16 protein-coding genes are annotated in these 23,489 nt (G+C 64.8%); 4 read left to right on the forward strand and 12 right to left on the reverse strand.

Features of this window, described 5'->3' with window-relative positions; translation table 11 throughout:
- The first annotated feature begins 17 nt into the window (after positions 1-17).
- A complete protein-coding gene (locus NUG21_RS20580) occupies positions 18-2,444 on the forward strand; it encodes an AAA family ATPase (RefSeq protein WP_263391886.1) in 2,427 nt (808 codons plus the stop codon).
- A gap of 283 nt (positions 2,445-2,727) precedes the next feature.
- A complete protein-coding gene (locus NUG21_RS20585; RefSeq protein WP_263393135.1) occupies positions 2,728-3,222 on the forward strand; it encodes a gluconokinase in 495 nt (164 codons plus the stop codon).
- A gap of 155 nt (positions 3,223-3,377) precedes the next feature.
- On the opposite strand, the gene NUG21_RS20590 is transcribed toward NUG21_RS20585, so the two are convergent.
- From NUG21_RS20590 to NUG21_RS20630, 9 genes are all read right to left on the reverse strand, one after another.
- Positions 3,378-3,611 (reverse strand): DUF378 domain-containing protein, encoded by a 234-nt coding sequence (locus tag NUG21_RS20590; protein WP_048492074.1) that lies wholly within the window; start codon positions 3,609-3,611, stop codon positions 3,378-3,380.
- 634 nt (positions 3,612-4,245) lie between these two features.
- Complete coding sequence (locus NUG21_RS20595) at positions 4,246-4,860, reverse strand: DNA-3-methyladenine glycosylase (protein WP_263391887.1); 615 nt, start codon at positions 4,858-4,860, stop codon at positions 4,246-4,248.
- Positions 4,861-5,176: 316 nt separating this feature from the next.
- Complete coding sequence (locus NUG21_RS20600; RefSeq protein WP_263391888.1) at positions 5,177-7,324, reverse strand: S46 family peptidase; 2,148 nt, start codon at positions 7,322-7,324, stop codon at positions 5,177-5,179.
- 359 nt (positions 7,325-7,683) lie between these two features.
- Positions 7,684-8,016 carry a hypothetical protein gene (locus NUG21_RS20605; RefSeq protein WP_263391889.1) on the reverse strand — a complete coding sequence of 111 codons (333 nt, stop codon included), beginning with the start codon at positions 8,014-8,016 and terminating at the stop codon, positions 7,684-7,686.
- Between the two features lie 6 nt (positions 8,017-8,022).
- Positions 8,023-9,012 (reverse strand): RHS repeat domain-containing protein, encoded by a 990-nt coding sequence (locus NUG21_RS20610; protein WP_263391890.1) that lies wholly within the window; start codon positions 9,010-9,012, stop codon positions 8,023-8,025.
- Positions 9,013-9,474: 462 nt separating this feature from the next.
- Positions 9,475-9,792, reverse strand: a complete 318-nt coding sequence (locus NUG21_RS20615) for a hypothetical protein (RefSeq protein ID WP_263391891.1) — start codon at positions 9,790-9,792, stop codon at positions 9,475-9,477.
- Between the two features lie 65 nt (positions 9,793-9,857).
- A complete protein-coding gene (locus tag NUG21_RS20620) occupies positions 9,858-14,048 on the reverse strand; it encodes an RHS repeat domain-containing protein (protein ID WP_263391892.1) in 4,191 nt (1,396 codons plus the stop codon).
- 408 nt (positions 14,049-14,456) lie between these two features.
- On the reverse strand, positions 14,457-18,296 hold the full coding sequence (locus NUG21_RS20625; protein WP_263391893.1) for a translocation/assembly module TamB domain-containing protein: 3,840 nt from the start codon (positions 18,294-18,296) through the stop codon (positions 14,457-14,459).
- On the reverse strand, positions 18,293-20,074 hold the full coding sequence (locus NUG21_RS20630) for an autotransporter assembly complex protein TamA (protein ID WP_242082763.1): 1,782 nt from the start codon (positions 20,072-20,074) through the stop codon (positions 18,293-18,295). The genes NUG21_RS20625 and NUG21_RS20630 overlap by 4 nt, the downstream gene beginning before the upstream one ends.
- Positions 20,075-20,278: 204 nt before the next feature.
- Between NUG21_RS20630 and NUG21_RS20635 the strand changes: the two genes are divergently transcribed.
- Together NUG21_RS20635 and NUG21_RS20640 are read left to right on the forward strand one after the other, a co-directional pair.
- Complete coding sequence (locus NUG21_RS20635) at positions 20,279-20,815, forward strand: GNAT family N-acetyltransferase (protein ID WP_263391894.1); 537 nt, start codon at positions 20,279-20,281, stop codon at positions 20,813-20,815.
- A 2-nt stretch (positions 20,816-20,817) separates the two neighbouring features.
- Complete coding sequence (locus tag NUG21_RS20640; RefSeq protein ID WP_019797989.1) at positions 20,818-21,360, forward strand: DinB family protein; 543 nt, start codon at positions 20,818-20,820, stop codon at positions 21,358-21,360.
- 222 nt (positions 21,361-21,582) lie between these two features.
- On the opposite strand, the gene NUG21_RS20645 is transcribed toward NUG21_RS20640, so the two are convergent.
- The 3 genes from NUG21_RS20645 to NUG21_RS20655 all read right to left on the reverse strand — a co-directional run bounded on the left by NUG21_RS20645 (position 21,583) and on the right by NUG21_RS20655 (position 23,208).
- Positions 21,583-22,233, reverse strand: coding sequence for a YceH family protein (locus NUG21_RS20645; RefSeq protein ID WP_019796817.1), 651 nt, complete (start codon positions 22,231-22,233; stop codon positions 21,583-21,585).
- 209 nt (positions 22,234-22,442) lie between these two features.
- A complete protein-coding gene (locus NUG21_RS20650) occupies positions 22,443-22,721 on the reverse strand; it encodes a hemagglutinin repeat-containing protein (RefSeq protein ID WP_263391895.1) in 279 nt (92 codons plus the stop codon).
- 280 nt (positions 22,722-23,001) lie between these two features.
- Positions 23,002-23,208, reverse strand: coding sequence for a hypothetical protein (locus NUG21_RS20655; protein ID WP_263391896.1), 207 nt, complete (start codon positions 23,206-23,208; stop codon positions 23,002-23,004).
- Positions 23,209-23,489 lie beyond the last annotated feature (281 nt).

Below are 23,489 nucleotides of genomic sequence, written 5' to 3' on the forward strand. Positions count from 1 at the left end.
TGCGCCCGCCCCCGCTGATGTCCGGCATCCCGGCCGCCGTGCCGACGCCCCCGCCGTCGCTGCAACAGCAGACGCAGCGCCTGCACACGCAATTGCAGCAGGCGCAGACGCGCCAGGCGCAGGCCGAGGCGGAGGTGGAGCGGCATCTGCCGGCGGTGGAGCAGGCGGTGACCGCGATCCGGCGCCGCTTCATGGCGCATGCCAGGACCGCGGCGCGGGCGGCGGTGCGGCGCGAACGCCGCCGCGCCTGGGGGCCGGCGCTGCTGCTGCGGCCATTGCTGCCGGACTGGCGCTGGCGTGTGGCCTTGATCGGCATGCTGGTGTTGGTCCTGCCGTGGACGAGCGCACACTGGCTGGGCGAGACGCGCGGCTTCCTGGACTGGTGGCGGCAGGCCGGCTTGCACGGCGATGGCGGCCTGCTGCTGCAGAGCCTGCTGCCCTCGCTGCTGGCGTACGGCCTGCTGGCCGCCGCCGGCGCGCAGTTGCTGGCCTGGCACCACAGCCATGCCGAGCGGCGCGCGCTGCAGGCGTTCGCACGCACGCCGTTGGCGCTGGCGCAGGTGGCCGATACCGGGCAGCGCGATGCGGGGCCGACGTATGCGGTGACCCGCGCGCCATGGCCGCAGCGCGCCCTGCACGGCCGTTGGACGGTGCCGGCCACGCACGGCGCTCTGGCCGGTGCGCGCCTGCTCGCCTTGCACGACGGCGCCGCGGAATCGCGTCTGCTCGCCCTGATCGTGCTGCCCGGCGGCGATCACGCGGCGGCCTGCATCGTCCTCGATCCCGCCGTGACCGAGGCCGCGCCGCAGGCGCTGCACGCGTTGGCGCTGGCGCTCGCGCAGGACGCGATGGAGGACGCGGCCCCGATCGCCGCGCTGCACGAGCATGTGCAGGCCTGGGATGCCGCGCGCGGCCAGCAACGTGCGCTGCAGCAGCGGCTGCAGAGCCTGGACGCGGTGCAGCGGCACTGGGCCGACATCGCCCTGCCCGACGCCACGCTCGACCAGATCCTGAAACTGATGGACCTGTTCGTGTCCGGACGCCAGCCGGCGCCGAAAGGCATGCTCCTGCACGGGCCGCCGGGCACCGGCAAGACCCTGATCGCGCGCAAGCTGGCACGCCATGCCGGCTGCCACGTCGAGGCGCTGGGCGTGGCCGACCTGAAGGCCGCGCACGTCGGCCATACCGGCCCCAAGGTGCAGGCGATCTGGCAGCGCTGTCGCGAGCACGCACCGGCAATCCTGTTCATCGACGAATGCGAAAGCGTGTTCGCACGCCGCGGCAGCGCCGACAGCGACAGCTTCAGCGCCGAACTGGTGCAGACCTTTCTCGCCGAATGGGACGGCTTCCATGCCGCCCACGGGCAGGTGCTGGTGATCGGCGCGACCAACCGCCCGGCGCTGCTGGACGACGCGATCCTGTCGCGCTTCACCGCCAGCATTGCCATCGGCCTGCCCGACGCCGCGGCGCGCGCCCGCATCCTCGGCGCCGAACTGCGACGTGCCGGTTTCGCGCTGGAGCCGGACACGCAGGTGATCGCCGACAGCAGCGGCCTGTCCGGCCGCGACCTACACACGCTGGTCGCGCGGGTGGCCGCCGAGTGCGTGGACGGCACGCTGGACAATGCCACCCTGCTGACCCAACTGCGCGCGCTGCGCGGCAAAGGCTCCACCGCCGTCGCCACGCTCGGCTGGGACGACATCGTGCTGCCGGCGGCCACGGTCGAGGAGTTCGTCGGCCTGGGCAAGGAACTGCGCAATGCCGAGACCCTGGCCACGCTGGGCGTGCCGGTGCCACGCGGCATCCTGATGGTCGGCCCGCCGGGCACCGGCAAAACCCAGGTCGCGCGGATCCTGGCCAGCCAGTCGGGCTTGGCCTTCATCGCCCTGAGTAGCGCCGACCTCAAGGCCGGCTATCTCGGACAGTCCGGCCAGCGCGTGCAGGCCGCATTCGAGCGCGCACGGGCGCAGGCGCCGTGCATCGTGTTCGTCGACGAGCTCGACATCGTCGCGCCGGCGCGCGGTGCCGACGGCGACGACGCCTACACCCGCGAGATCGTCGGCCAGCTGCTGCAGGAACTGGACGGCGTCGCCAGCCACGCCGGCCAGGTGTTTCTGCTGGCCGCCAGCAACCATGCCGCGGCGATCGACCCGGCGCTGCTGTCGCGGCTGGACCGGCAGATCGTCATCGCCCTGCCCGACCGCGATGCCCGTGTCGCCATCGTCGCGCGCCTGCTGCGCGGCAAACCGCTGGACCTCGATGCCGACGCCGCGGCGACCTGGGTTGCCGATCGCAGCGAAGGCCAGTCCGGTCGCGACCTGCAGACCTGGATCAGCCGGGCCATGCGCCGCGCCGTCCGCCGCGCCCTGCAGGACAGTGACGACGCCTCCGGCACGCGGCTGCAGTGGGACGACCTGGTCGAGACGGCGAACGCGACGACGTAGACACCTCGCGGGAAGATGCACGCGCGGGGTGCGGAACCAGGAGTGCCGGCTGGAGTCCCTGTGGGAGGGGCTTCAGCCCGACGCCATGGCCCAGACAGTACCCGGTTCCCCCGGCGCGCCCACCAACCGCAGATGCCAGGACTGGTGCACGACCCGGTTACAGCTGCACTGCACGTCCACACAACGCCCACGCTGGCATCATGTGCGGGACCCCACAGGACCGCCGCATCACGTGACCGAACCCGCCCCGTTCCTACCGCCGCACGCCGAAGCCATCGTCGTGATGGGCGTCTCCGGCAGCGGCAAGACCAGTGTCGCTCAGGCACTGGCGGCGCACTACCGGCTGACCTTCCTGGATGCGGACGATTTCCACAGCGCCGCCGCCAAGGCGCAGATGGCGCATGGCATTCCGCTCAGCGATGCACAGCGCGCGCCCTGGGTCGCCGCCCTGGCGCAGCGCCTGCGCGCATCGGTCGATGCAGGGCAGAGCGTCGTGCTGGCCTTCTCGGGGCTGCGCAAGGCGCACCGGCAGCAGTTACGGGACACTGGAGTGCCGATGCGTTTCGTGTTCCTGCATGCGGCGGCGCATGTGATCGCCGAACGCCTGGCTGCGCGGCATGGTCACTTCATGCCGCCGGCACTGCTGCAGAGCCAGCTCGACACGCTGGAACTGCCACTGGACGAGCCCGACGTGATCTCGGTGGACGTGGACGCACCGTTCGACAAGGTCGTGGCCGATGCCATCGCGCAGTTGGATGCCACCGTGACGATCGCCTAGGCGGCGTGCCGGCACCGTCTCAGCAGAATAGGCGGTGCCTGGCGCGGTGATGCCGCAGCATCGGGCGCACCAGACAACGCCACCACGCGACTACGCCCAGCGATGGCGATCCCGACACCGCGGCATCGGGATCGCGCGCACCGGCCGCTCGCAACTCAGCGATGCGGCGCATGCTCGGCATGCCGCACCGGCTCATGGCGATTGGTGAACAACGGCACCAGTTGCCACAGCGCCGACAGCCCGACCAGCGCATAGACCACGCGCGACAGCGGCGCGTCCTGGCCGCCGAACAGCGCCGCGACCAGGTCGAACTGGAACAGGCCGACCAACCCCCAGTTGAGCCCGCCAACAATCAACAGAACCAGGGTGACGATATTGAGCACTTTCATGGCGGCATCTCGACGTGGGGGAGAAATTGCAGCCTGGGTCACGCTGCATTCCCGTGATGCGAGTGCGGTGTGTGTGCGGCATGAATGCATGCAATGCGCTGCTTATGCGTGGTCGGCGAATGCTGCATGCACTGTGCTGTGGCGGTGACCGCGTGGACTCTTTCCAATTTGAGTGAATAGGGATGATGCGTGCTGCTGTGGGCACTGCTCTTCGCCAATTCCGGACGGTCCTGGCCGGGGCGTGATCGTCTTCGCACCAATGAGACCGCGCGTCGGGACTGAAGTCCCTCCCACAATGGCATGCCAGCTGGCCGCGACGCTGCGCGTCGGAAGCCACTTCGCTATGCCCAGCGCCTCCTCACAGGATGCGTCTTGCGACGATTCCCAGCACAGTGACGCGGCGCAGACCGGATTCGCTTCTAGGCCTAGGTGCTCTGTCACAACCCATGAGCATCCACTGCTCTTCGTAGGAGCGGCTTCAGCCGCGACGAACGAGAAGAAGATGCCTCAGCCACGCTCCCGCATTCGAGCCGAAGCGTCTTCCATCACGAGGGAATGCAATGCGATCAGCTTACGGCGACCGGCAAGGCTGATTTCGTGCAACTTGCAGAGCGACGATGCCCACACACGCCCACTACCCTCGCCGCCTCACCCGCCCCGCCACGAAGCGCGACACGTTCGGCTCGTCTGGCACATGCCAGCGCCACGGTGCGTCCATCGCCTTGCTGATGCCGATCCGCGTGGTGACGACCGGCGCGGCAGGCGGCGGCGTCCCGTCCTGCCCCAGCCACAGGCGCGACTGCCGCGTGGTCAGGTCCAGCCCGTTGTCCGCGCCCGACACGCCCAGCGCCTTGGCCAGCCGCCCCGGCCCACGCGTAAGATCGGCCACGCGCGCCGCACCGCGGGCCAACTGCATCGCCTCGACCCCGGCCACCGGTGCCAGGGCGCGGATCAGCACCGCATGCCCCGGCGCACCGCCGCACACCGCATTGAGCGCCCAATGCATGCCGTAGATGAAGTACACATACAGATGCCCGGGCGGGCCGAACATCACCCGCGTGCGCGGGGTCATGCCCCGGAACGAATGCGCCGCCGGATCCTCCGCACCGCAGTAGGCCTCCACCTCGACGATGCGCCCGCAGCGTCCATCGGCGGCTATAAGCAGCTTGTTCAACAGTTCCGGCGCCACCACGCGCGCATCGCGCGCGTAGAACGCACGTGGCAGTGGCGTAGCGGCTAGCAGTTCCATCGGATCAGTCTAAGCGTTGCATTGCAGTGGCGGAGTGAGCCGCGGCCGGCGCGGCTCACACCCATGACGTCGGTCTCCAGACCGCAGCGCATGATGCTCATTGTGGGAGGGACTTCAGTCCCGACGCATGACGGTGTCCGGTATCGGGATCGTCTTTCTGATCTCCGACGGCGCAATGCATCGAGGTGAGCGCTGAGGGCTCACGCTTCCGAAGCAGCGGCGGACGATGCCGCCGCCACACGAGCGCACAGGGCACAGTGCATGCCCATTTCGCTAGAGGCAACGCCAAGCGACATAGGCATCCCAACCCGGCCAATCACTCCTGCGGAACGTTCAACTCCTTCAGCAGTTGCGGCGCCGGATACACCTTGGCCATCAGCCAGCGCAGGTAGCGCATGTCCACATGGATCGCGCGCTTGTAGCGCGGGTCGTACCACCAGCTGGCACTGACCGCCTCCCAGTTGCTGTCGAAGTTCAGCCCGATCAACTCGCCGCGTGCATTGAGCACAGGCGAGCCGGAGTTGCCGCCGGTGGTGTCCAGGTTGGTCAGGAAGTTCACCGGCTGCGTCTTCGACTGCGGATCGACCGTGCTGCCGAAATCGCCCTTGGCGATCGCCGCCAGCAACGGCTTGGGCGCATCGAACGGTTCCTTGCCGGTGTTCTTCTCGACGATGCCGGCCACCGTGGTCAGCGGCGCGAAGCTGACCGCATCGCGCGGCGCCAGCGGCTCCACACGGCCATAGCTGATCCGCAGCGTGCTGTTGGCATCCGGATACACCGCACGGCCCTGCTGCTTGCGCCAGGCGAACAGCGCACGCATGTAGGCCGGGCGCAGCCGCAACTGCTCGCCCTCGCGCGCCTTGCGCGCGTCGTCCAGCCGCAGCTGCGCCGGCACCAGCGCGGCGGCCAGCGCCAGCAACGGATCGGCCGCAGGCGCCGTGCCTTCGCGCGCAGCGGCGAAGCGCGACAGGCGCTCGGCCTCGGTGCCCAGCGCCGTGCCGGCATAGGCCTTGTCCAGCGCCGTCTGCAATTGCGCCGGGGTCCGCCCGAACGCCGCATCGAACTCCGGCACGCGTTGCGCATCCGGCAGTTGCTGGTAGCGGGTCAACAGCGTCGTCAGCAGCGCCTTCTCCACGGTCGGCGAGTAGCGCCGCTGCACCTGCTTGAGCATGCCCTCGATCAACGCCAGGTCGCGCTGCTGATAGCCGCTCTCGCGGCGATCGTCGGGCTTGCCGGCCTCCAGCCGCAGCCGCTCCAGGGTCAATGCGGAACGCAGCGCCTGGGTCTGCGTGGCGATCAAGCCCAATAGCAGATCGCGCTCGCGCAACGCCGACGCCTGGCCGAGCACCTTCTGCAACGCAGCGATATCGCGCGCATCGCTGCCGCGGGTGGCTGCGAGCATGCCGTGCTCGTCCTCTGCGCGCAGCCGCACCGCATCGCTGCGCTGCAAGCCTTCCAGTTCGCCAGCGGCCCGCTTGCGATTGTTTTTCAGCGACTGCAGCTGCGACGCATAGCGCGTGCGCGCCTCCGCATCGGCCTTGCCCGCCGCCTCGATCACCCCGATCAACTGGTCCAGCACCGCCACCCGCTGCGGCAGCGTCGCCTCCACCTGCTCGGCGAACTCCGCCGCCGTGCGATGCCGATAGGTGATGCCGGGGTAACCGGCCAGCATCGCGAAATCGCCGGCCTTCGGCCCATCGGCGGCGATCTGCAGATGCGCCGGCGGCTGGTAGGGCACGTTATCGGCGCTGTAGTCCGCCGGCTTGCCGTCCTTGCCCACGTACGCGCGCAGCAAGGTGAAATCGCCGCTGTGCCGCGGCCACATGAAGTTGTCGATCTCGTCGCCGTAGTTGCCGATCGCCCGCGGCGGCGCATACACCAGGCGCACGTCACGCAGCTCCAACTGGCGGATCCGATAGAAGTCAGTGCCGTAATACATGTTAGCGACGCTGCAGCGCACCCCAGCCTCGCGCTCGCAGTCGGCGACGATGCGCTTGCTCGCCGCATCCACCGCATCGTAGTAAGCGCGCCCGGTCTTGCCCTTGGCCGGCCCCAGCACCTGATCGGTGACCTCGTCGAAGCCCACCGTCACCAACACCCGGAAATCCGGATTGGCCGCACGCTCGTCGCCACGATCCCGCGCGATGAACCCGTTCTCGATCAGGTTCTCCTTCGCCGAGGTGTTGTACTGGATCACCCCGTAGGCGACGTGGTGGTTGGTCAACAGCAACCCGTCCCCGGACACGAACGCCCCGGTCCCGCCCCCAACCTTGACCACCGCACTCAACGGCGGCTGCGTCACCTCGGCCAGTGCCTGCGGATCGCCCTGGAACCCTGCCTCGTGCAGCGGATTGGCCAGCTCCGGCATCTGCGATGGCATCCACATGCCTTCGTCGGCATGGGCGGTGGTGGTGAGGGCGAGGCTTAGGGTGAGAGAGGCGGCAAGCGAGTTCGATAAGGGCATGCGGAAATCTTGGCAGAGAACGTACCCAAGACCTTAGCCGGCCGATGCGGTAGCAGCAACCAAGACGCCGATCCATTCATTGATGGATGCGGTCTTTACCAAGAAAGGTCCAGAATGCTCCCGACAAAAATGAGCGCAGGGTCAGCTCGCTTCCTACGACCCTATGCACAGATGCCTGCTATTGAATAAGTGAACCTGACCCCGTTACCCGCTTGTCCATGCTGGAGCGGCAACCGAGTCGACACCTTAGGATTTTCCAAAAAACTCCATCTATTATTGATTCACTACACATTGTTTCTTATGAGGAAATTTTCTATCCACACGCTAACAGCCGTACATTCCTTGGTGTTTATTTCCCATTAAAGCAAAGTGAAAAATGCACCTAAAAACCCGCCAGCCATTATTAAAAAAGCGCCAAAATAATGGACAACAAAGTATTTTTTATCATATTCAAGCAGCCGGATTTTTGCATCACGCAATTCGCCACTTTCTCCATCAACAAATAAAATTTCATTCTTTATAAGAATCTTAAACTGCGTTAAAGGCTCATTTTTAAAATCCCAATCCTGGCCTTCTGCTATGGCCATTTTTCGCACCACTCTAACCCTACTCGCGTGGATCAACATGTTCACCAGAATCAAACAGATCCCAGGGGACGCCCCCCAAAAGAAAGCGCTAACTGGACTGATCATAAAAAATCACCTTTTTTTATCCGCAGGTGGTAGCGCCTGAGGTTCACCAACCGTAACAGTTGGTACTGGCGGGGACTGCGAGCTTATTAACGTGGCTTGACCTACAGTAACGTTGGGTGAACCAACTGGAGGCCCAAAAAGCGTTGAACCTTTTGCTTTCGAAGCCGTGGTATGGAATTCGAACGGAAGAAAAGCGAGCTTGCCCCCGACAGAAATAGTATGCGTTGGCTTACATCTAGTACATAGCGTTCTTTCATACCCTATCGATCCTCCTCGTACATTGACTGAGCCTCCCGCCGAGCCTTCGATTGCGTTCCCAGCCATTTCTTCAGCGGAGTTAACCTCGGAAATACTAATCTGATAACTGTATCCAGCCCCAACGTCTGTTCCAGCTTGCACCCCAAATTGTCCAATCATACCGTAGCGCCACGTCCGAGGATTTAAGGATGGAAAACTGAATGTATGCTGCACGCCGCCAGAAATCCCGACAATCGCCGCAGCGCTTCCTCCACGTCCTACAGCGATGGTAAAGCGGCCATCAGGATCTATATTTTTATATGGATTAGCAGCCGCATACCAGTATCTATTGAAGTTTTCTCCGTCATTCCCGACTACAACAGGATCTACAGAAATAAATCTTGCAATATCACTGTTGTAATAACGCTGTTGCATGTAAGTCAGTTCAGTCGCAGCATCCACAACATGCCCTGTATAACCAGGCCCATCTATAACTGCGCGACTCAGTAGGCTTCCATAAGGCTCGTACTCGCTACGCTCGAGGACGTTGCGATCTTTATCCGTCGCCAGCACAGGAGACCCCAACCCATCCGTATGGATATAGCGAACTGTCTGAGCCAAAGCACCAAACGCGGCAAGCAATGAAAGGCCGGCTGCAGCCATCAGGCGCATTGCCGCACGAATCCCCTGGAAATTTGACATCACTCGTCCTTGCGAGTTGGAACCATCGATGCGCGATGTAGAGTCGACTTTTTTCATGTGAGTCGGATCGACAACGCTTCCCTAGCAATATTACGGTGCAACATACTCAACGAAGTCTACGGTGCAGACTCCGTCAAAGCATACTTACTTCAAGTAGACCTCAACGATGTCGCAGGCCTTGGTCTGTACATCGATCTTGCGCTTACTGACCAGCGCGGCCATGAGAGTAGCGAGCAATGCTTTGCCACCTGGGGCTGATCGTCTTGGAAATGCAACACTCCCGCTGTCGCTGGGAATTCTGCAGGTGTCGCTGAAAGCCATACAAAGTGGCTCGTGTTCGCCTGATATGTCCCTAGCTGCACGACCTCGACGTTCTGCATAGAATCATTTGCTGGTGCTGACCCACTCAGGAGGACAAACAGCAATAGCGCGCCCGTTGTAGTTCTCATGGCGTGGTTTTTTCTCTTTCGTCAAGGAGCTGGCTTCAGAGTTGGCTGACTTGCTTGCATTCCAGGCGGATTATTCAACCATATAGATGAACTTTCCGGTACATGACGTATCGTTGTCGTCCATGATCAAGGTCACGCGTTTCCCACTGACGAATGCCGACATCAACATCGCATAGATCGCCTTGTTGTTTTCCTGTTCCTTTGCCCAATAAACCGGCTTTCCAGCAGGGCACGTGGTATTTCCCTCGCTCAAGAGAAAAGGGATCTGGGTAGGCATGTAGGTCGCCTCAATCTGCGTGACCTTGCCGGTGATGATCTGCAAAGCACTCGCTGATTCGCTGTAAGACATCCAGAACAGCACACATCCCAACATCAAGATCCAACGCATAAAATTCCACTCCTAGGAAATTTAAAGATTATGTTGCGGATACCGTTCTTCCGGCACCCCTACCTTCAACCGTTCAAAAGCAGTTGATACAGCAACGGCACGATATCCACCGCAGGCCGCTGGTCATGCGTCACGTTCGAAGCCGCAGTGCAGTTGCCATCCGCCGTGCACGCGGTCACGCGATACGAATAGGTCCCTGCCGGCCTGGCCAACGAGGTCCAGTTGCCCTGGCTGCCGTCGTACACCGAGGTCCAGGTAACGCCATCCACGCTCTCTTCCACCAAGTAGCGGGTTGCGCCGGAGACCGGGTTCCAGTTGACGTAGTCCTTGACCGATAGCGCCTGTCCCAACGGCCAGTCGGCTTCGGCAACCAGGCTGCCGCCCAGCAGGATGTAGTCGGTGGACTTGGACTGGCGCTGGTTCTTCTGGAACCGCAATGCCCCGGACTGGTCGTACAGCGAGCCGATGTTGCCGGCGCTCTGCAGTGCCAATGTGCGGCGGCCATTGCCGTCGTAGCGGTAGGTCTCCTTGCCGGTCGCCTGGCGCAGGCGGTTGCCGTAATCGAACACGAAGGCCTGGCCATTCTTGTTGCTGAGGTTACCCTGCGGGTCGTAGCTCATACCGATCACCGTGCTGCCGCCGCAACTGCCGGTCTTGACGTTGGTGAGCTGCCAGTTGGCGTCGTAGCAGTAGTAATGGTCGCGGCCCGGCGCGACGACATGGGTCAGGTTGTCGAGGACGTCGTAGCTATAGGTCGCGACGCTGAACATGGGTGACTCGGCCCTGATCAAGCGGTCCAGGCCGTCATAGGTCATGGTTCGGTCGCCACGACCACCGCGCCCGGTGGCGCCGTCGCTGATGGCCGCCACGTTGCCATTGGCATCGTAGTCATACCCATCGCTGAGGAACGCCGTGCCACCGTAAGCATCCTGGCTGGTGTCCGGCAACTGGCGCTTGTTTTGCGTCAGCGTGTGGACGATGCCGTTGCCGTAGGTGAACTGCTTGATCGCGCCGTTCGGGTAGTAGCTCACGCCGGTGGCATAGCTGCCGGCCTGGGTCGGTTGGCCCAGGGCATTGGGTGCATAGTCCACCGTCTGTCCCGACGGATAGCGGTGCGCAGCGAGGTTGCCGTTGGCATCGTAGGCGTAACCCAGCGCCCAGGTCTCGCCATCGGCCTGGCCCTGGCTCTCGGCGATCAGCAGGCGGCGCTTGTTGTAGGCGTAGCTGTTGTAGGTGGCGACGCCGTTGTTGGTGGTGGTGATCTGCTTGACCGCCCCATCCGGCCAGTAGCTCCAGGCCTGGTTGCCATTGCCGTCCGGGAAACTCAACGCCTTGATCCGATTGCGCACGTCATAGCTGCGGTCGACCCGGCGGCCGGAAGCGAAGGCTGAATCCGCATCGCACGACGTGGTGCTGGAGAGCGACAGGCCGGCTGCACTCCATACCAGGTTGCCAGCAGCGTCATAGCCATTGGCCGTGGCACCGGTTTCCGGTTCCACCGTCTTGCACAGTTGCTGGTAGGTGTCGTAGACGTAGCTGCGAGTGACCGACACGGTGCCGTTGGCGTCACGGCGGCGGATGGACAGCGGCTTGCCGAAGATGTCGCGATTGATCTCGGTGGTGGCGCCCTCCGGATGCTGGAACCAGACCGGCGCGTCGTAGCCCGGGCGGTCGAAGACCTGATAGCCGGACAGCGTCTGGTTGCCCCGCGGATTGGTCACGCGCATCTGGTTGCCGGTCAGGTACTCGGTCTTCGTCGTCAGCAGGTCGTGTTCGGAGTCCTGGGACACCGACGTGGTCCGGCCGAGCGCGTCGTACTGTGTCCAGGTGCCCGTCGACAGTTGATCGGCCGTGCCGGGGTAGGAGGCGAACAAGGTGTGCCCCTGATGGTCATAGCTGAACCGGCTGAACCGCTGGGTGGCGCCCACGTTCGCGGCGTCGTACTCCTGGGTCAGCACCGGCCGCCACAGTCCATCGAGGTAGGTGACCTTCCTGGCGTTGCCAGTCGACACCGTATGCCGCCAATGCCCTGCAGGCAGACCGAATTCGGTGGCGTTCACCTGCTCGAAGGCCAAGCCGGTCGATGCCCAGGCAACGGTGTCACTGCTGGGGTAGGCGATGTTCGTCAGCCGCCCCATGGCATCGTAGCCGTAGCTGGTCGCATAGCCGTTTTCATCGGTTGCCGAGCTGATCAAGCCGCGGTCGTCGATGACGGCCGTGTCGCTGGTACCGTCCGCGTAGGTGATACCCTGCGGCATGCCGCGCTTCCAGCCGCTGAGGCTGGTGGCATTGCCATTTCCGTCGATGACCTTCGCCACCGTTCCGTCGCCATTGTAGGCAACCGTCTGGATGGTCTTGCCGAACCGCGAGAAACGCGTCGGCAGCGCGGTCGCGGCGTCGTACGTGTTCGCGGACATCTCCTGTGTATCACCTGGCGCCGTCTTGGTCACGGACGCGACCTGGCCGATGACCCACAGGTTGAGGTTGTCGTAGTAAGCCGTGGCCTCGGTGCGGGTATTGAACGCGCTGGAGCGGGTCACGCTGGTGGGGCGTGCGAACACGTCGAAGCTGTTCACCGCCATCTGGAAGGTGCCGCCATCCTGGGTGATGGTGGTTCGCTTGAGCGGCCTGAGTCCCGCAATGGAGACGTCGTCTTCGTTCGATCCATGCCCAGAACCGACGAAATTCGGAAACGGCTGATTGGCGACTTCATCGCTGGTGATGTAGTCGTTCACGCTCGTGCTGAGGATATTCACGGTATCCCCGGACGAACTGCTGGTGTACGAACCGGTCTCCACGCCCAGGTCCAGCCCTTCGTTCAAGTTGTACCAGGCACCGAACGTGTACCGCTTGAAGTCGTTTTCCGGACCGCGCACCTCGGTCTGTACCGATTTTCTGCACGCGGTCGGCGGCAGGTTGGGGCGCTGGCACATTTCCGCAAAGGCGAGTGCGCCTGCGCCAATATCGTAGGTGTACGACCACCGCATCGACGGCAGCCCAGGACCGCTGATCGACTTGCTGACCAGGGTGAAGTTATCCGCGAAATTGGGAATTGTCAGGTATTGATAACTCGTACTCGGGCCCGCCGAGTCCATGAAGCTATTGCATTGCTTAGGAATATTGTGGCGGTAATGCCTTTGCACCGAAAAGGTGTACGTTGCCGTGGCATTACTCGGCAAGGTCACCGCGTACGTGAAGTCTCCGAACGACGGTTCTGGAGCCGGGCAGCGCGGAGGATTCTGGTAGAGCGGCCGCTCCGGGGTCGGCGTAATGATCATGTCGCCGCTCTGCACGTAGCGCGACTGGGCATTATCCGGCTGCGTCACCGTCAACGACTTGTCACCGTAGGAGTAAGTCCAGTTGCCGATGCTGGACTCGACCGACGTGATGTTGGCACCGGAAGTTCCGGTCACCCGAATGTAGCGGCCATCGCTGGCGTCGATGCGTGACAACTGGTCGCCGTTGTAGGTGTAGGTGACCCAATTACCGAAGCGGTCCTCGACCCGTGTCGCCAGGAAAAACACTGCCAGGCGCTCCATAGACGCACTCGCGGAATAATTACCCATGCGCTTGGAGATGGTTGGGTGCTTCTTGCTCACCACCCAGTCGAAGTAGTACTTGTCGCCTTCCGGCGACAAAGCGACGAATCCTTCGCCCGGATAGCCGTTCTTGGTGCTCGCCAGGCAGGAGAAGCGCCAGAAATCCTTGGTGATCCAGGGATAGCTTGCGCCGTTGTTCGGTGCCGGCAACTGCGTCGAAGGATCCATGAGCATCTGGCGATCGCCCGAGCCCGGAATGTGCAGATTGTTGCCTGACCAATAATCCCGCGCAGGGATAGTGTAGCTCGGTGGTTCTGCGGGCTGACTGCAGCGGCTATTCGGGCTATTGCCGTACACCTGCCAGCCGTTCGTGCTGAACACGCCCATCAGGTACGGCACATCGAACGAACCGCCGACGCCAAAACCGTCGAGCTTTCCACTGCGCCCCGCACCGTCGTCTTCCACAACATGCGTGCGCTGCAGACGGACCGGCAGCTTGCTGTTGCCAGGGATGTCGATGTCCGTCCAGTTGAACACCACGCTGCCGTTCTTCAGGCTGACCTGCTCGCCGAAGGAATCGACGCTCAAGCGTCCGATTTCCTGCGATTGCTTGATGCGCTCGACGTACTTCTGGTCGTACCGCAATTCGTCCGCACCGGCGGTCGCCGCATATCCGAGGGCCAACAGCGCCAGGCTTGCGCGCAGCCGGAAGAACATCTGGAACCTATCCATAGAGAAGTCTCAAGAAAGCAGTCGGCAACCGGTGCGAAGGCTGCAGCGCATCTGGCGTGCGCGACAGGGACACGGTCGGAATCAGGAAGTGGAGCGGACCGCAGGCGCCCGAAAACGGGGCGCCGGCATGGGGCGAGACCGCTAGGGCGGCAATCGCGACGGATTGCGCAGCTGTGTGACAGGCAAGCCGGTGCCGACGCGACAATCCATGTTTCCCCCTGGTTTCAATATCGTGCCCTGGGGATCACCGCACGCGGTCATGGCGGCGCATGGCGCTGCCGAAATGCTGCACGTCTGCCGCAGCCTGGGTCCCCGGCGAAACTGTGATAGACCGCACCCGATGCTGTCAAGGAGATTTTGCGGTTGCAGCATGCGCCGTGCTCAAACGGCGCACTACTTCTCCTTCCGCCAATTCACCGACCCGCGGTTCTCCACCGTGCTCGATTCCACTTCGGCGTCGAAGCCGCGGCCGAGCAGATATTTCAGCGTCAGCACCGAGCCGCTGCCGATCAGCGACACGCCGTAGCTGACGTAGAGTTTCGGCGAGAGGTATTTGCCGAAGCCGACCACCGAGCCGCCGAGCGTGCGCGACTGGCTGACGCCGGCGTCGTCGAAGCCGAGCTTGGCGCCGAGTTGCGAGGCGAGCAGGCCGCTGCCGGCCGACAGGGCGCTGGCCGCGGCGGTGACCTGGTCGGCTTCGGCGCTGCTGGTGTTGCTGAGGCTGCGGCCCAGCACCAGGTAGGACATCGCCTCGGATTGCGACATCGACGGGTCCGACCACACGTCCGCATGCGGGGCGGTGGCGCGGCCGGTGACGTCGATGCCGGCGGTGACGTCGGCGACCTGGCGCTGCGCGCGGATGTTGATGCGCGGGTCGGAGACGATGTTGTTGCTCCAGGTGAGCTGGCCGCGGGTGATGGTCAGGTCCTGCCCGTACGCCTTGTACTTGCCGCTGACGTCCAGCCCGCCGGTGGCGGTCATCTCGCGGCCCGGCCGCGAGCGCACCTGCATGGCGCCGGTCAGGGCGCCCTTGAGGCCGAAGCCGGCCATCTTGACCTGGTCGCCCAGGGTCACGCGCAGGTCCATTTCCAGCGGCGAAGTCGGCGTGGCCTCGGGATCGGCCGGGTCCAGCACCACCACGTCCTCGGACAGCGAGGTGCCGCGGTCCAGCCGCTCCAGGTCGATGTCGGCCGAGGGCACGGTGACCTGGCCGCTCAGCATCATGGTGTTGTTGGCGATGCCGAACTGCAGGTCGGGATTGGCCACCGCGCGCAGTTCCGCGGTGTTGGACACCAGCACGTTGGTGCCGCGGATGTTCAACTGCAGCGGCGTGCGGTCGCCGTACCAGGACAGGCCGCCATCGACATTGAGCGTACCCTCGCCGGACTTCACCGAGGCGACGATGCGCGCCGAGCCATCCGGCTGCGCGTCGAAGCGGCCCTTGCCTTCACTCAGGGTCAGGCCCAGCGCCGGCAGTTCGCCGGTGAAGTTGCTGAGCGTGGCGTCGCCGCCCATCGCCGGTTGCGAACGGGTGCCGCGCAGACTGACGTGGCCTTCGACCAGGCCCTTGGGCCGGACCAGGTCGGGCGAGAACAGCTCCAGCCAGTACAGCCGCGCCATGTTCATGTAGATCTCGCCGGTCAGCGGCGCGTACGCATCCCAGCCGGTGTCGACGGTGGCATCGACGAAGCCGTCGCCCTGGAAGCCGATGCCGAGCTTGGAGTGGATGTGCTGCGCGCTGAAATCGGTGACGAAACTGAACTGGTCGTAGCGCAGCAGTTCGCCACGCGCGTTGTCGCCCAGGCGCAGGCCGCCTTCGCGCGAGGCCAGGCGCAGCGAGCCCTGCCAAGCATTGCCGGCCGGCTTGAAGCTGCCGTCGATGGACAGGTCGCCGCGCAGGTACATCTTGCGGCCGCTGTTGGGCGGCAACCATGGCTGCACCAGGGCCAGCGGCAAGGCATCGCCGCGCAGGGTCAGGCCCTGCTTCGGCCAGTCGGCGGACACGCACAACGCGCCGCCGCTGCCCGGCGCCAGGCAGCTCTCGGACAGGCTGAAGGCGCTGCCGGCCACGCTGAAATTGGCCGCCTGCCGCAGTTGCCACGGCTCGCCCTTGGCCGGGGCGATGCGCAGCGTGTTCAAGGCGCCCTGCCAACGCGCGCCGTCGCGGCGCACTTGCCCGGCCAGGGCCAGCGCGCCCATGTCGTTCTCGGTCTTGGCATCGAGTTGCAGATTCTCGACCGCACCGCGCGCATCCACGCTCAGCGTCTGCAGCAGCACGCCGGCATTGATCGCACTGCCGCGCAGGGCGAGTTCACCGCCGTTGCCGCGCCAGGGCAGGCGCCCGCGCAGGCTGAGGCTGTCGGCGCCGTAGCTGTCCCACTTCAGGCCGTTGCCGGTGAGGTCGGCGGTGAGGTTCGGCGCATCGCGGCGGCCCTTGATCTGCACGCTGCCGCGCAGGCTGCCGGCGCCGCCGGGCAGCAGGTCGGCCAGTTGCAGCGGCTGCAGTTGCGCATCGATGTCGAGCTGGTCGCCGACCTTGCCCTGCGCCTGCAGGCGGCTGTCGCCCAGGCTCAGTTGCAGCTTGCCCTCGCCCTGGCTGCCCTGCAGGGCGAGCTTGGCGTTGGCGTCGAGGGCGCGGCTGCGCAGGCGTCCGTTCAAGCGCGGGATGTCGAGCGTGGCCTGGTAGCCGGCGGCGCTGCCGTCCGGCCGCGCCGGCAACTGCTTGCCCTGCGAGGCGAAGGTGCCGGACAGCTTGCCGTCCCAGCCCGGCGCGAAGTAGCCGGGGTCGAAGCCGGCCAGCGTGCCTTGCACGTCCCAGTTCAATTCCGGCACCCAGGCAACGTTGCCGCCCAGATCGAGCGTGCCGCTGGGCATGGTCGCGCGCACCTGCTTCAGCAGCGCCTGGCGATCGTCGCCGCGCACGTCCAGCTGCAGGTTGGCGCTGTCCTTGCCGCGGGCGACGGTGGCCTCGCCGTAGGTGGCCCACTGTTTCATCGTGCCGGCCACGCCCAGGTTGGCCTCGACCAGCTTGATCGGCACCGCTGGCGCGTCCGGGGTGGATGGATCCGGCGCAGTGGTGAAGGTCATGCCGCTGGCGTTGACCGCGAAGCGCAACTGCGCATTGTCCGGGTCGCGCAGATCGGCGGTGCCGCGCAGGCGCAATTGCCCGTCGAACGCGCGCAGCTGCAGCGGCGCGACGGTGAGCACCTGGTTGTCCAGGCTCAGGTGCGAGGGATCGAGCACGAGCTTTTGCCCGTCGCGCGATAGCTCGCCCTGCAGGTCGGCATTGCCGCCCTTGCCCTTGGCACGCAGGTCGAAGGCCAGCGGCACGGACGCCGGGGCGTCGTCGGCCGGCGGCACCAGCAGCGACGGATCCAGCGCCTTGCTGCTGGCGGCGAACTCCCACACCGGATCGGTGCGGCCGGTGAACACCAGGGTGGCGCGCAGCGGCGCCGGCGCGTTGCCGGCGATGGCCACTTCCATCTTGTCCAGGTCGCCGCGCGCGACCAGGCCCAGGCGCGCCGGGGTGCGCCCACGCGCGGCCGGCAGCACCGCGCTGGCGGTGAGGTCGGCCTTGTAGTCCTGGCCCGGCAGGTAATCGCCATTGACGCGGAAATCGCCGCGGTCGCTGTTCACCACCACCTGGGTGGCGCGGAACTCGCCGTTGGCCACTTCCACGCCGCCGCGCAGTGTGCGGATGTCGATCATCGGCTGCTGCGCCTGGGTGATGCGCAGGCCGTCGATGGCGATGCGGTCGGCCTGCAGGGCCAGCGGCACTTCGATCTGCGGCAGCGACTGCGGCCAGCGCGGCAGTTCGAACGGTTCGTCGCTCTTGGCCAGGTTGAGCGTGGCGTTGGTCAGTTCCAGCGCGTCCAGTTGCAGCTTGCGCCCGAGCAGCGGGCGGATGTCCGGATCGAGGTAGGCGCGCTCGGCGGTGAAGTGGATCTCGTTGTAGCGGAAATCCAGGTTGTGCAGGGTCAACGGGCCGGCCAGCGGCCCTTCGGCGCGCTCCCAGGTCAGCGTGGAGCCGGCCGGCAGCCGCGCCACCACCTGCGCCAGCAGCACGTCGCGCCCGGCCACGGTCTGCAGCAGCCAGTACAGCGCGATCGCCGCCAGCAGCACCAGGCCGGCCACGGTCAGCGCCGAGCCCCACCAGAAGCGCTTGCGCCGGTAGAAGCGCGGGCGCCGCGGCGGCGGCGTGGCGGGCGACGTCGGCTCCAGCGGCGCGCTCACAGGTTGGCTCCGATGTTGAGATAGAGCTGGAACTGCGAGTCGGGATCGTTCAAGCCATGCGCGATGTCCACCCGCACCGGGCCGACCGGCGAGCGCCAGCGCAGGCCGAAGCCGACGCCGGTGTGCCAATCCGGCGTATCGTCGAAGGCGCTGCCGCTGTCGACGAACACTGCGCCGCCCCACGGGCCGCCCTTGAAGTAGTGCTCGTACTCGGCGCTGCCGGTGAGCACGTGCTTGGCGCCGAGCGCGAAACGGTCCGGCCGCGGCGTGCGCGGGCCGACCTCGCGGAACGCATAGCCGCGGATGCTGTTGTCGCCGCCGGCGAAGAAACGCAGGCTCGGCGGCATCGCCACCAGCGCGTCGGTCCAGGTGCTGCCGGCTTCGCCGCGCAGGATCAGGCGGTCGTTGTCGCCCAGGCCGTGGAACCAGTTCACCCGCATGTGCGCCTGTACGAAGCTGGCATCCGAGCCCGCGCCCTCGGCACCGCCGCGCAGGCTGATGTTGCCGCTGAAGCCCTTGCGCGGGAACACCTTGTCGTCCACGCCGACGTAGTCGGCTTCGATCTGCGGATAGAACAGCGTCGAGGTCTGGTACAGCGCGCCGTCGAACACCTCGTCGGTGGCGTAGCGCCAGCGCTCGCGCAGCGCGTTGATCGAGGCGATGGCGGTCCAGTGCTCGTTGATCTGGCCGCTGCGGCTGCCGGTGAGCTTGACGTTGCGCAGGTCGATGTAGTCGGTCTGCTCGTCGTAGACGCGCAGCGAGGTGGTGTACCAGCCATCGAGCCAGCGGAACGCCGGGATCCGGTAGCTGGTGATGAAGCTCTTGCGCTTCTGCGCGTAATCCAGCTGCGTGCTGAGCTTGTGCCCGCGCGCATTGACGTAGCGGCGGTCCACGCCCAGGCGCACACCGGCGCCGCTCTCGCTGCCGTAGCTGAGGCCGGCGGTGTAGATGCTGCGCTTGGCGCGGGTGAGGTTGACGTCCACCGGCACCTCGCCGTTGGCGTCGGCCTCTTCCGGCTTGGGCTGGATGTCGATCACGCTGAAGTAGTCGAGCTTGACCAGCGACTCGCGCAGACGATCGAGCTTGCCTTCGTGGTAGTAGCTGCCTTCCTTCCAGTACACCAGCGGATCGAACAGCTTCTGGTTGAAGTAGTCCTGGTGGAAGCGGATCGGGCCCATGTTGTAGCGGCGGCCGCTGTCCCAGCTCAGGTCGATGTCGGCGGCGTGGTCGGCGCGGGTCACCTCGACCTTGCGCTGGGTGAAGTCGGCATCGAAGTAGCCGCGCTCGGCCAGCCGCCGGGTGATGGTGACCTTGCTGGTCTCGTAGACGCTGCTGACGAAGATGTCGCCCTGGCGCGGGCGGAAGTTCTTCAGGTCCTCGCCCAGGTAGCGGTCGTCCTCGGCCGGGCCGGTGATGCCCACATGGAAATTGCGCACCCGGATCGGCTCGCCCTTGTCCACGTGCACCACCACGGTCAGCTTGTCGTCCTGGCGCGGCGCGTCGACGGTGATGGTGGGAGTGAAATAGCCGAACGGCTCCAGCGCCTGCCGGGTCTGCCGCTCGGCCTGGCTCAGCAGATACTCCAGGCGCGACTCGCCCTGGTCCTTGCCGATGGCGTCGTACAGCGACAGCGAGACCTGGATGTTCTCGATCATGGCCTCGTCTTCGTCCTTGTTCAGCCCCTCGATTTGCACTTTCTCGATGACGCCGCGGGCCTCGGCGAGGCCGGCCAGCGAGAGCAGGGACAGGAAGGTGGCGAGACGGGGGATGGGTCGCATGGGCGTCAGAATACCGGCACCCCATGTGAAGCTGTTAACTAGACGTTTGTTATGTGTGACCGGGATGTGGGGTGCGCGGCCACTGCGCAGGGATGTTTTGGGGGCTGTGGCGCGCGTCTGCCAAGCGAAACACGGGCCACTCGCATTGCTTGCCAAGCCGCGGCGGCGGCGCCACGCTGGCCGCCCGACCCGCAGGAGCGCCGCATGTTCACCGTGATCGAGACCCCACGCCTGGTGCTGCGCCGGCTGGACCCCGAGCGCGATGCGACGCCGATGCTGGCCCTGCTCAACGACCCCGGCTTCCTGGCGCACATCGGCGACCGCGGCGTGCGCGACGAAGCCCAGGCCAGCCGCTATCTCGCCGACGGCTCGGTGCGCAGCTACGCCGAGCACGGCTTCGGCCTGTATGCGGTGGAACGCCGCGACGACGGCGCCTGGCTTGGCGTGGCCGGGCTGGTGCTGCGGCCGACCCTGCCCGCGCCCGACCTGGGCTATGCCCTGCTGCAGCCCTACGCGGGCCGGGGCTACGCCAGCGAGGCGGCGCGCGCGGTGTTGGACTACGCGCGCAGCGTGTTGGCGCTGCCACGCGTCTACGCGATCGTGGCGCCGGGCAATGCGCGCTCGTTGCGGCTGCTCGCCGCGCTGGGCTTCGTCGCCCAGGGGCGTGTGCGCCTGAGCCCGGAGGCGGCCGAGGTCGAACTCTATCTGTGCGAACTGCACGCGCCCCAGGACCGCGCCTGAGCATGGACACCTTGCACACACTGCGGCTGTTTGCCGACTACAGCCAGTGGATGAACCAGCGTCTTTACGCCGCGGCCGCGACCCTGCCGGACACCGCCATCGCCGAACCGCGCGGCGCCTTCTTCGGATCGCTGTTGGGCACGCTCAACCACCTGGTGGTGGCGGATACGATCTGGCTACAGCGCTTCGCCCAGCATCCGGCCCGGCACCCGGCGCTGCAGACCATCGCCGCCAAGCCGGTCCCGGCCGCCCTGGACGTGCCGCAGGCCGACTGCCTGGCGGACCTGCAGACGCAGCGCGAGGCGCTGGATGCGACGATCGCCGCCTGGATGACGGAACTGCAGCCCGACGATCTCGATGTGGCGCTGCGCTATCGCAATACCCGTGGCGAATCGCACTGCCGGCGCTTCGGCGACCTGCTGCTGCACTTCTTCAACCACCAGACCCACCACCGCGGCCAGGTCACCACCTTGCTCAGCCAGACGGGTGTGGATATCGGCGTGACCGATATGCTGGCGGTGATTCCACAGATGGAGATGGGGTGATCTTTCGATCGCGGGGCGCTGCGCTCGATGAGCGACTTGGCGTGTTTCCAAGTGGTTTTAGCAATGCGCTTTTGCCGTGGCGTAGCGGCATCTGTCGTCGCAACTGTAGGAGCGGCTTCAGCCGCGACAGGCATCCCCTGTAGAGCGCATCGCGGCTGAAGCCGCTCCTACACGTGAGCCTCCGTGTTTGCGGGAGGCTCCCTCCAGAGCACAACCGCCGCGTCACTCGGAGCCGCGCTGCGCCTGCAACTGCGCCACGATCTCGCGCAACTCCGCCACCTCGGCCTCCAGCGCCTGCACCCGGCCTTCCAACTCGTCGTGGCCCGACGCCGCCGGCCGTGCCTTGAACGTGGCCGCCAACGCCTCTGCATCCACCGGACCGGTGAGCAGATGCATGTAGCGGTCCTCGCGCTGCCCGCTGGCACGCGGCAACTGCAATGCCAACTGGCGCTGCGCCAGCCGTTCCAACTGATGGCGGACATCTTCCGCATCGGCGAAGCGCGCCATGCGCTCGGCCCGCGTCAGCAACTCATTGACGGTCTGCGGACCACGCAACAACAGCAGGCCGAGCAGGGCCACCTGCTGCTGGGTCAGATCCAACGCCGACGCCAACCGATGCTCGTAGCGCTCGGCGCGCGAGGAGAACTGCTGCCGCACCAGGCCACGCCCCTCCAGTTGCCGCAGCGCATGCTGGACATCGCCCGGACTCAACGCCATGACCGGCTCACGCGAGGTCTTCTGATTGGCCGCCACCACCGTCGCATTGACCGTGAGCGGATACGCATCCGGCGTGGTCGCCTCCTTCTCGATCAGGCAGCCAAGGGCGCGGGCTTCGGTGGTGGAGAGAGTGGGGATCGTGGGGGTGTCGGTCATGGTATTGGCTTCTTGCTGGTCAGGGGCGAAGCATACCGCTCGAGAGTTTCGGCTTTGCGGGCTGCTGCCGTACCGATCCTGGTGCCGTGTTCTTAAAGCGCTTGCGCGTCTCCAGGGTGGTGCTGCTGTCGACCATGGTCAGCGTGGTGCTGTTGAGATCGTTGCCGGCGACCACGGCAAGGCCGTTGCCGGCGTCGAGCTTGGCGCGGTCAGGTTGACGTCGTGACCGGCGCTGAGCACCAGGTTGCCGCCGGCGGTGAGCGCCTGCTGGTCAATGTCCTGGGTGGTGGTCGTAGTCGTGACCCTGGTCTTGCCCTCGCGGTGCTGTCGGTGACGGTGCGGCTGTCGCCGAGCACCGAGGTCACGTCGAGGTCATGCCCGGCTGCGGCGATCAGGTTGCCGCCCGCCTGCACCTGCGCCTGGCGGATGGTCAGGTCGTCGCCGGTGGCCAATTGCAAGCTACCGCCAGTGGCGATGCTGGTGCGCACCGTGGCCTTACCGTTGGCATTGGTGACCAGAGTCAGCGACAGGTCGTGGCCGATCTAAAAGGCGGCATTAACCCCGCGAGCAATCGCCTCATTGCATCGGCTCTCGCTAAACGCTCATCCATCTGTCATCTTCGATTTTGATAGCGCCAAGTATAGATCCTATCTAAAGCGTCACTCGCGATTGATCTTATATATATCTGTTGCTGAGTAAGACGCCGTCGCTGGCCGAATCGCTTTTTGCCTTGAACAGCACCCTCATAATTTAAAATTAAATAAAAATTTAAGCTTCCACACCCCTCCTGTCCGCAAATTCCCGACGCCTCATAGATACATCTACAATTTCATTTTTACTAAGCCCACAGTAAGTTGGAAGTGAATCCTCTGGTACTTTTTGAATTAAAGCAATCCCGCAAGATATAAAATACCTAAGCTCTCTTTCGGTGACCACAGCATTAACTTCAACAGAATTATCGATGCTATCTTTCATTTATTAGGCGCCTGAGTTTTTAAATATTTTCCAACCAACACCACCTACATCAGGCCTAAATACCCCGTAGCTTCGCCTCTACGACCGCGTATTACAATAGTTTTTGTTGAGTGCTCAAAATAATAAATCGTCCTGTCAACCGCTTGGCGACGCTCAATCGCGGGGTCGGCGACTATATTTCAATAAAATCTTGGAACTACTTTTTAGTAGTAGTTCCAATATCAACAAACTCGTCTCTTTCAACAATCAGATACTACATCCAGGGAACTCCACAATGGTGG

It is taken from the genome of Xanthomonas sp. CFBP 8445, from assembly GCF_025666235.1.
In the GTDB taxonomy this organism is placed as follows: Bacteria; Pseudomonadota; Gammaproteobacteria; order Xanthomonadales; family Xanthomonadaceae; genus Xanthomonas_A; species Xanthomonas_A indica.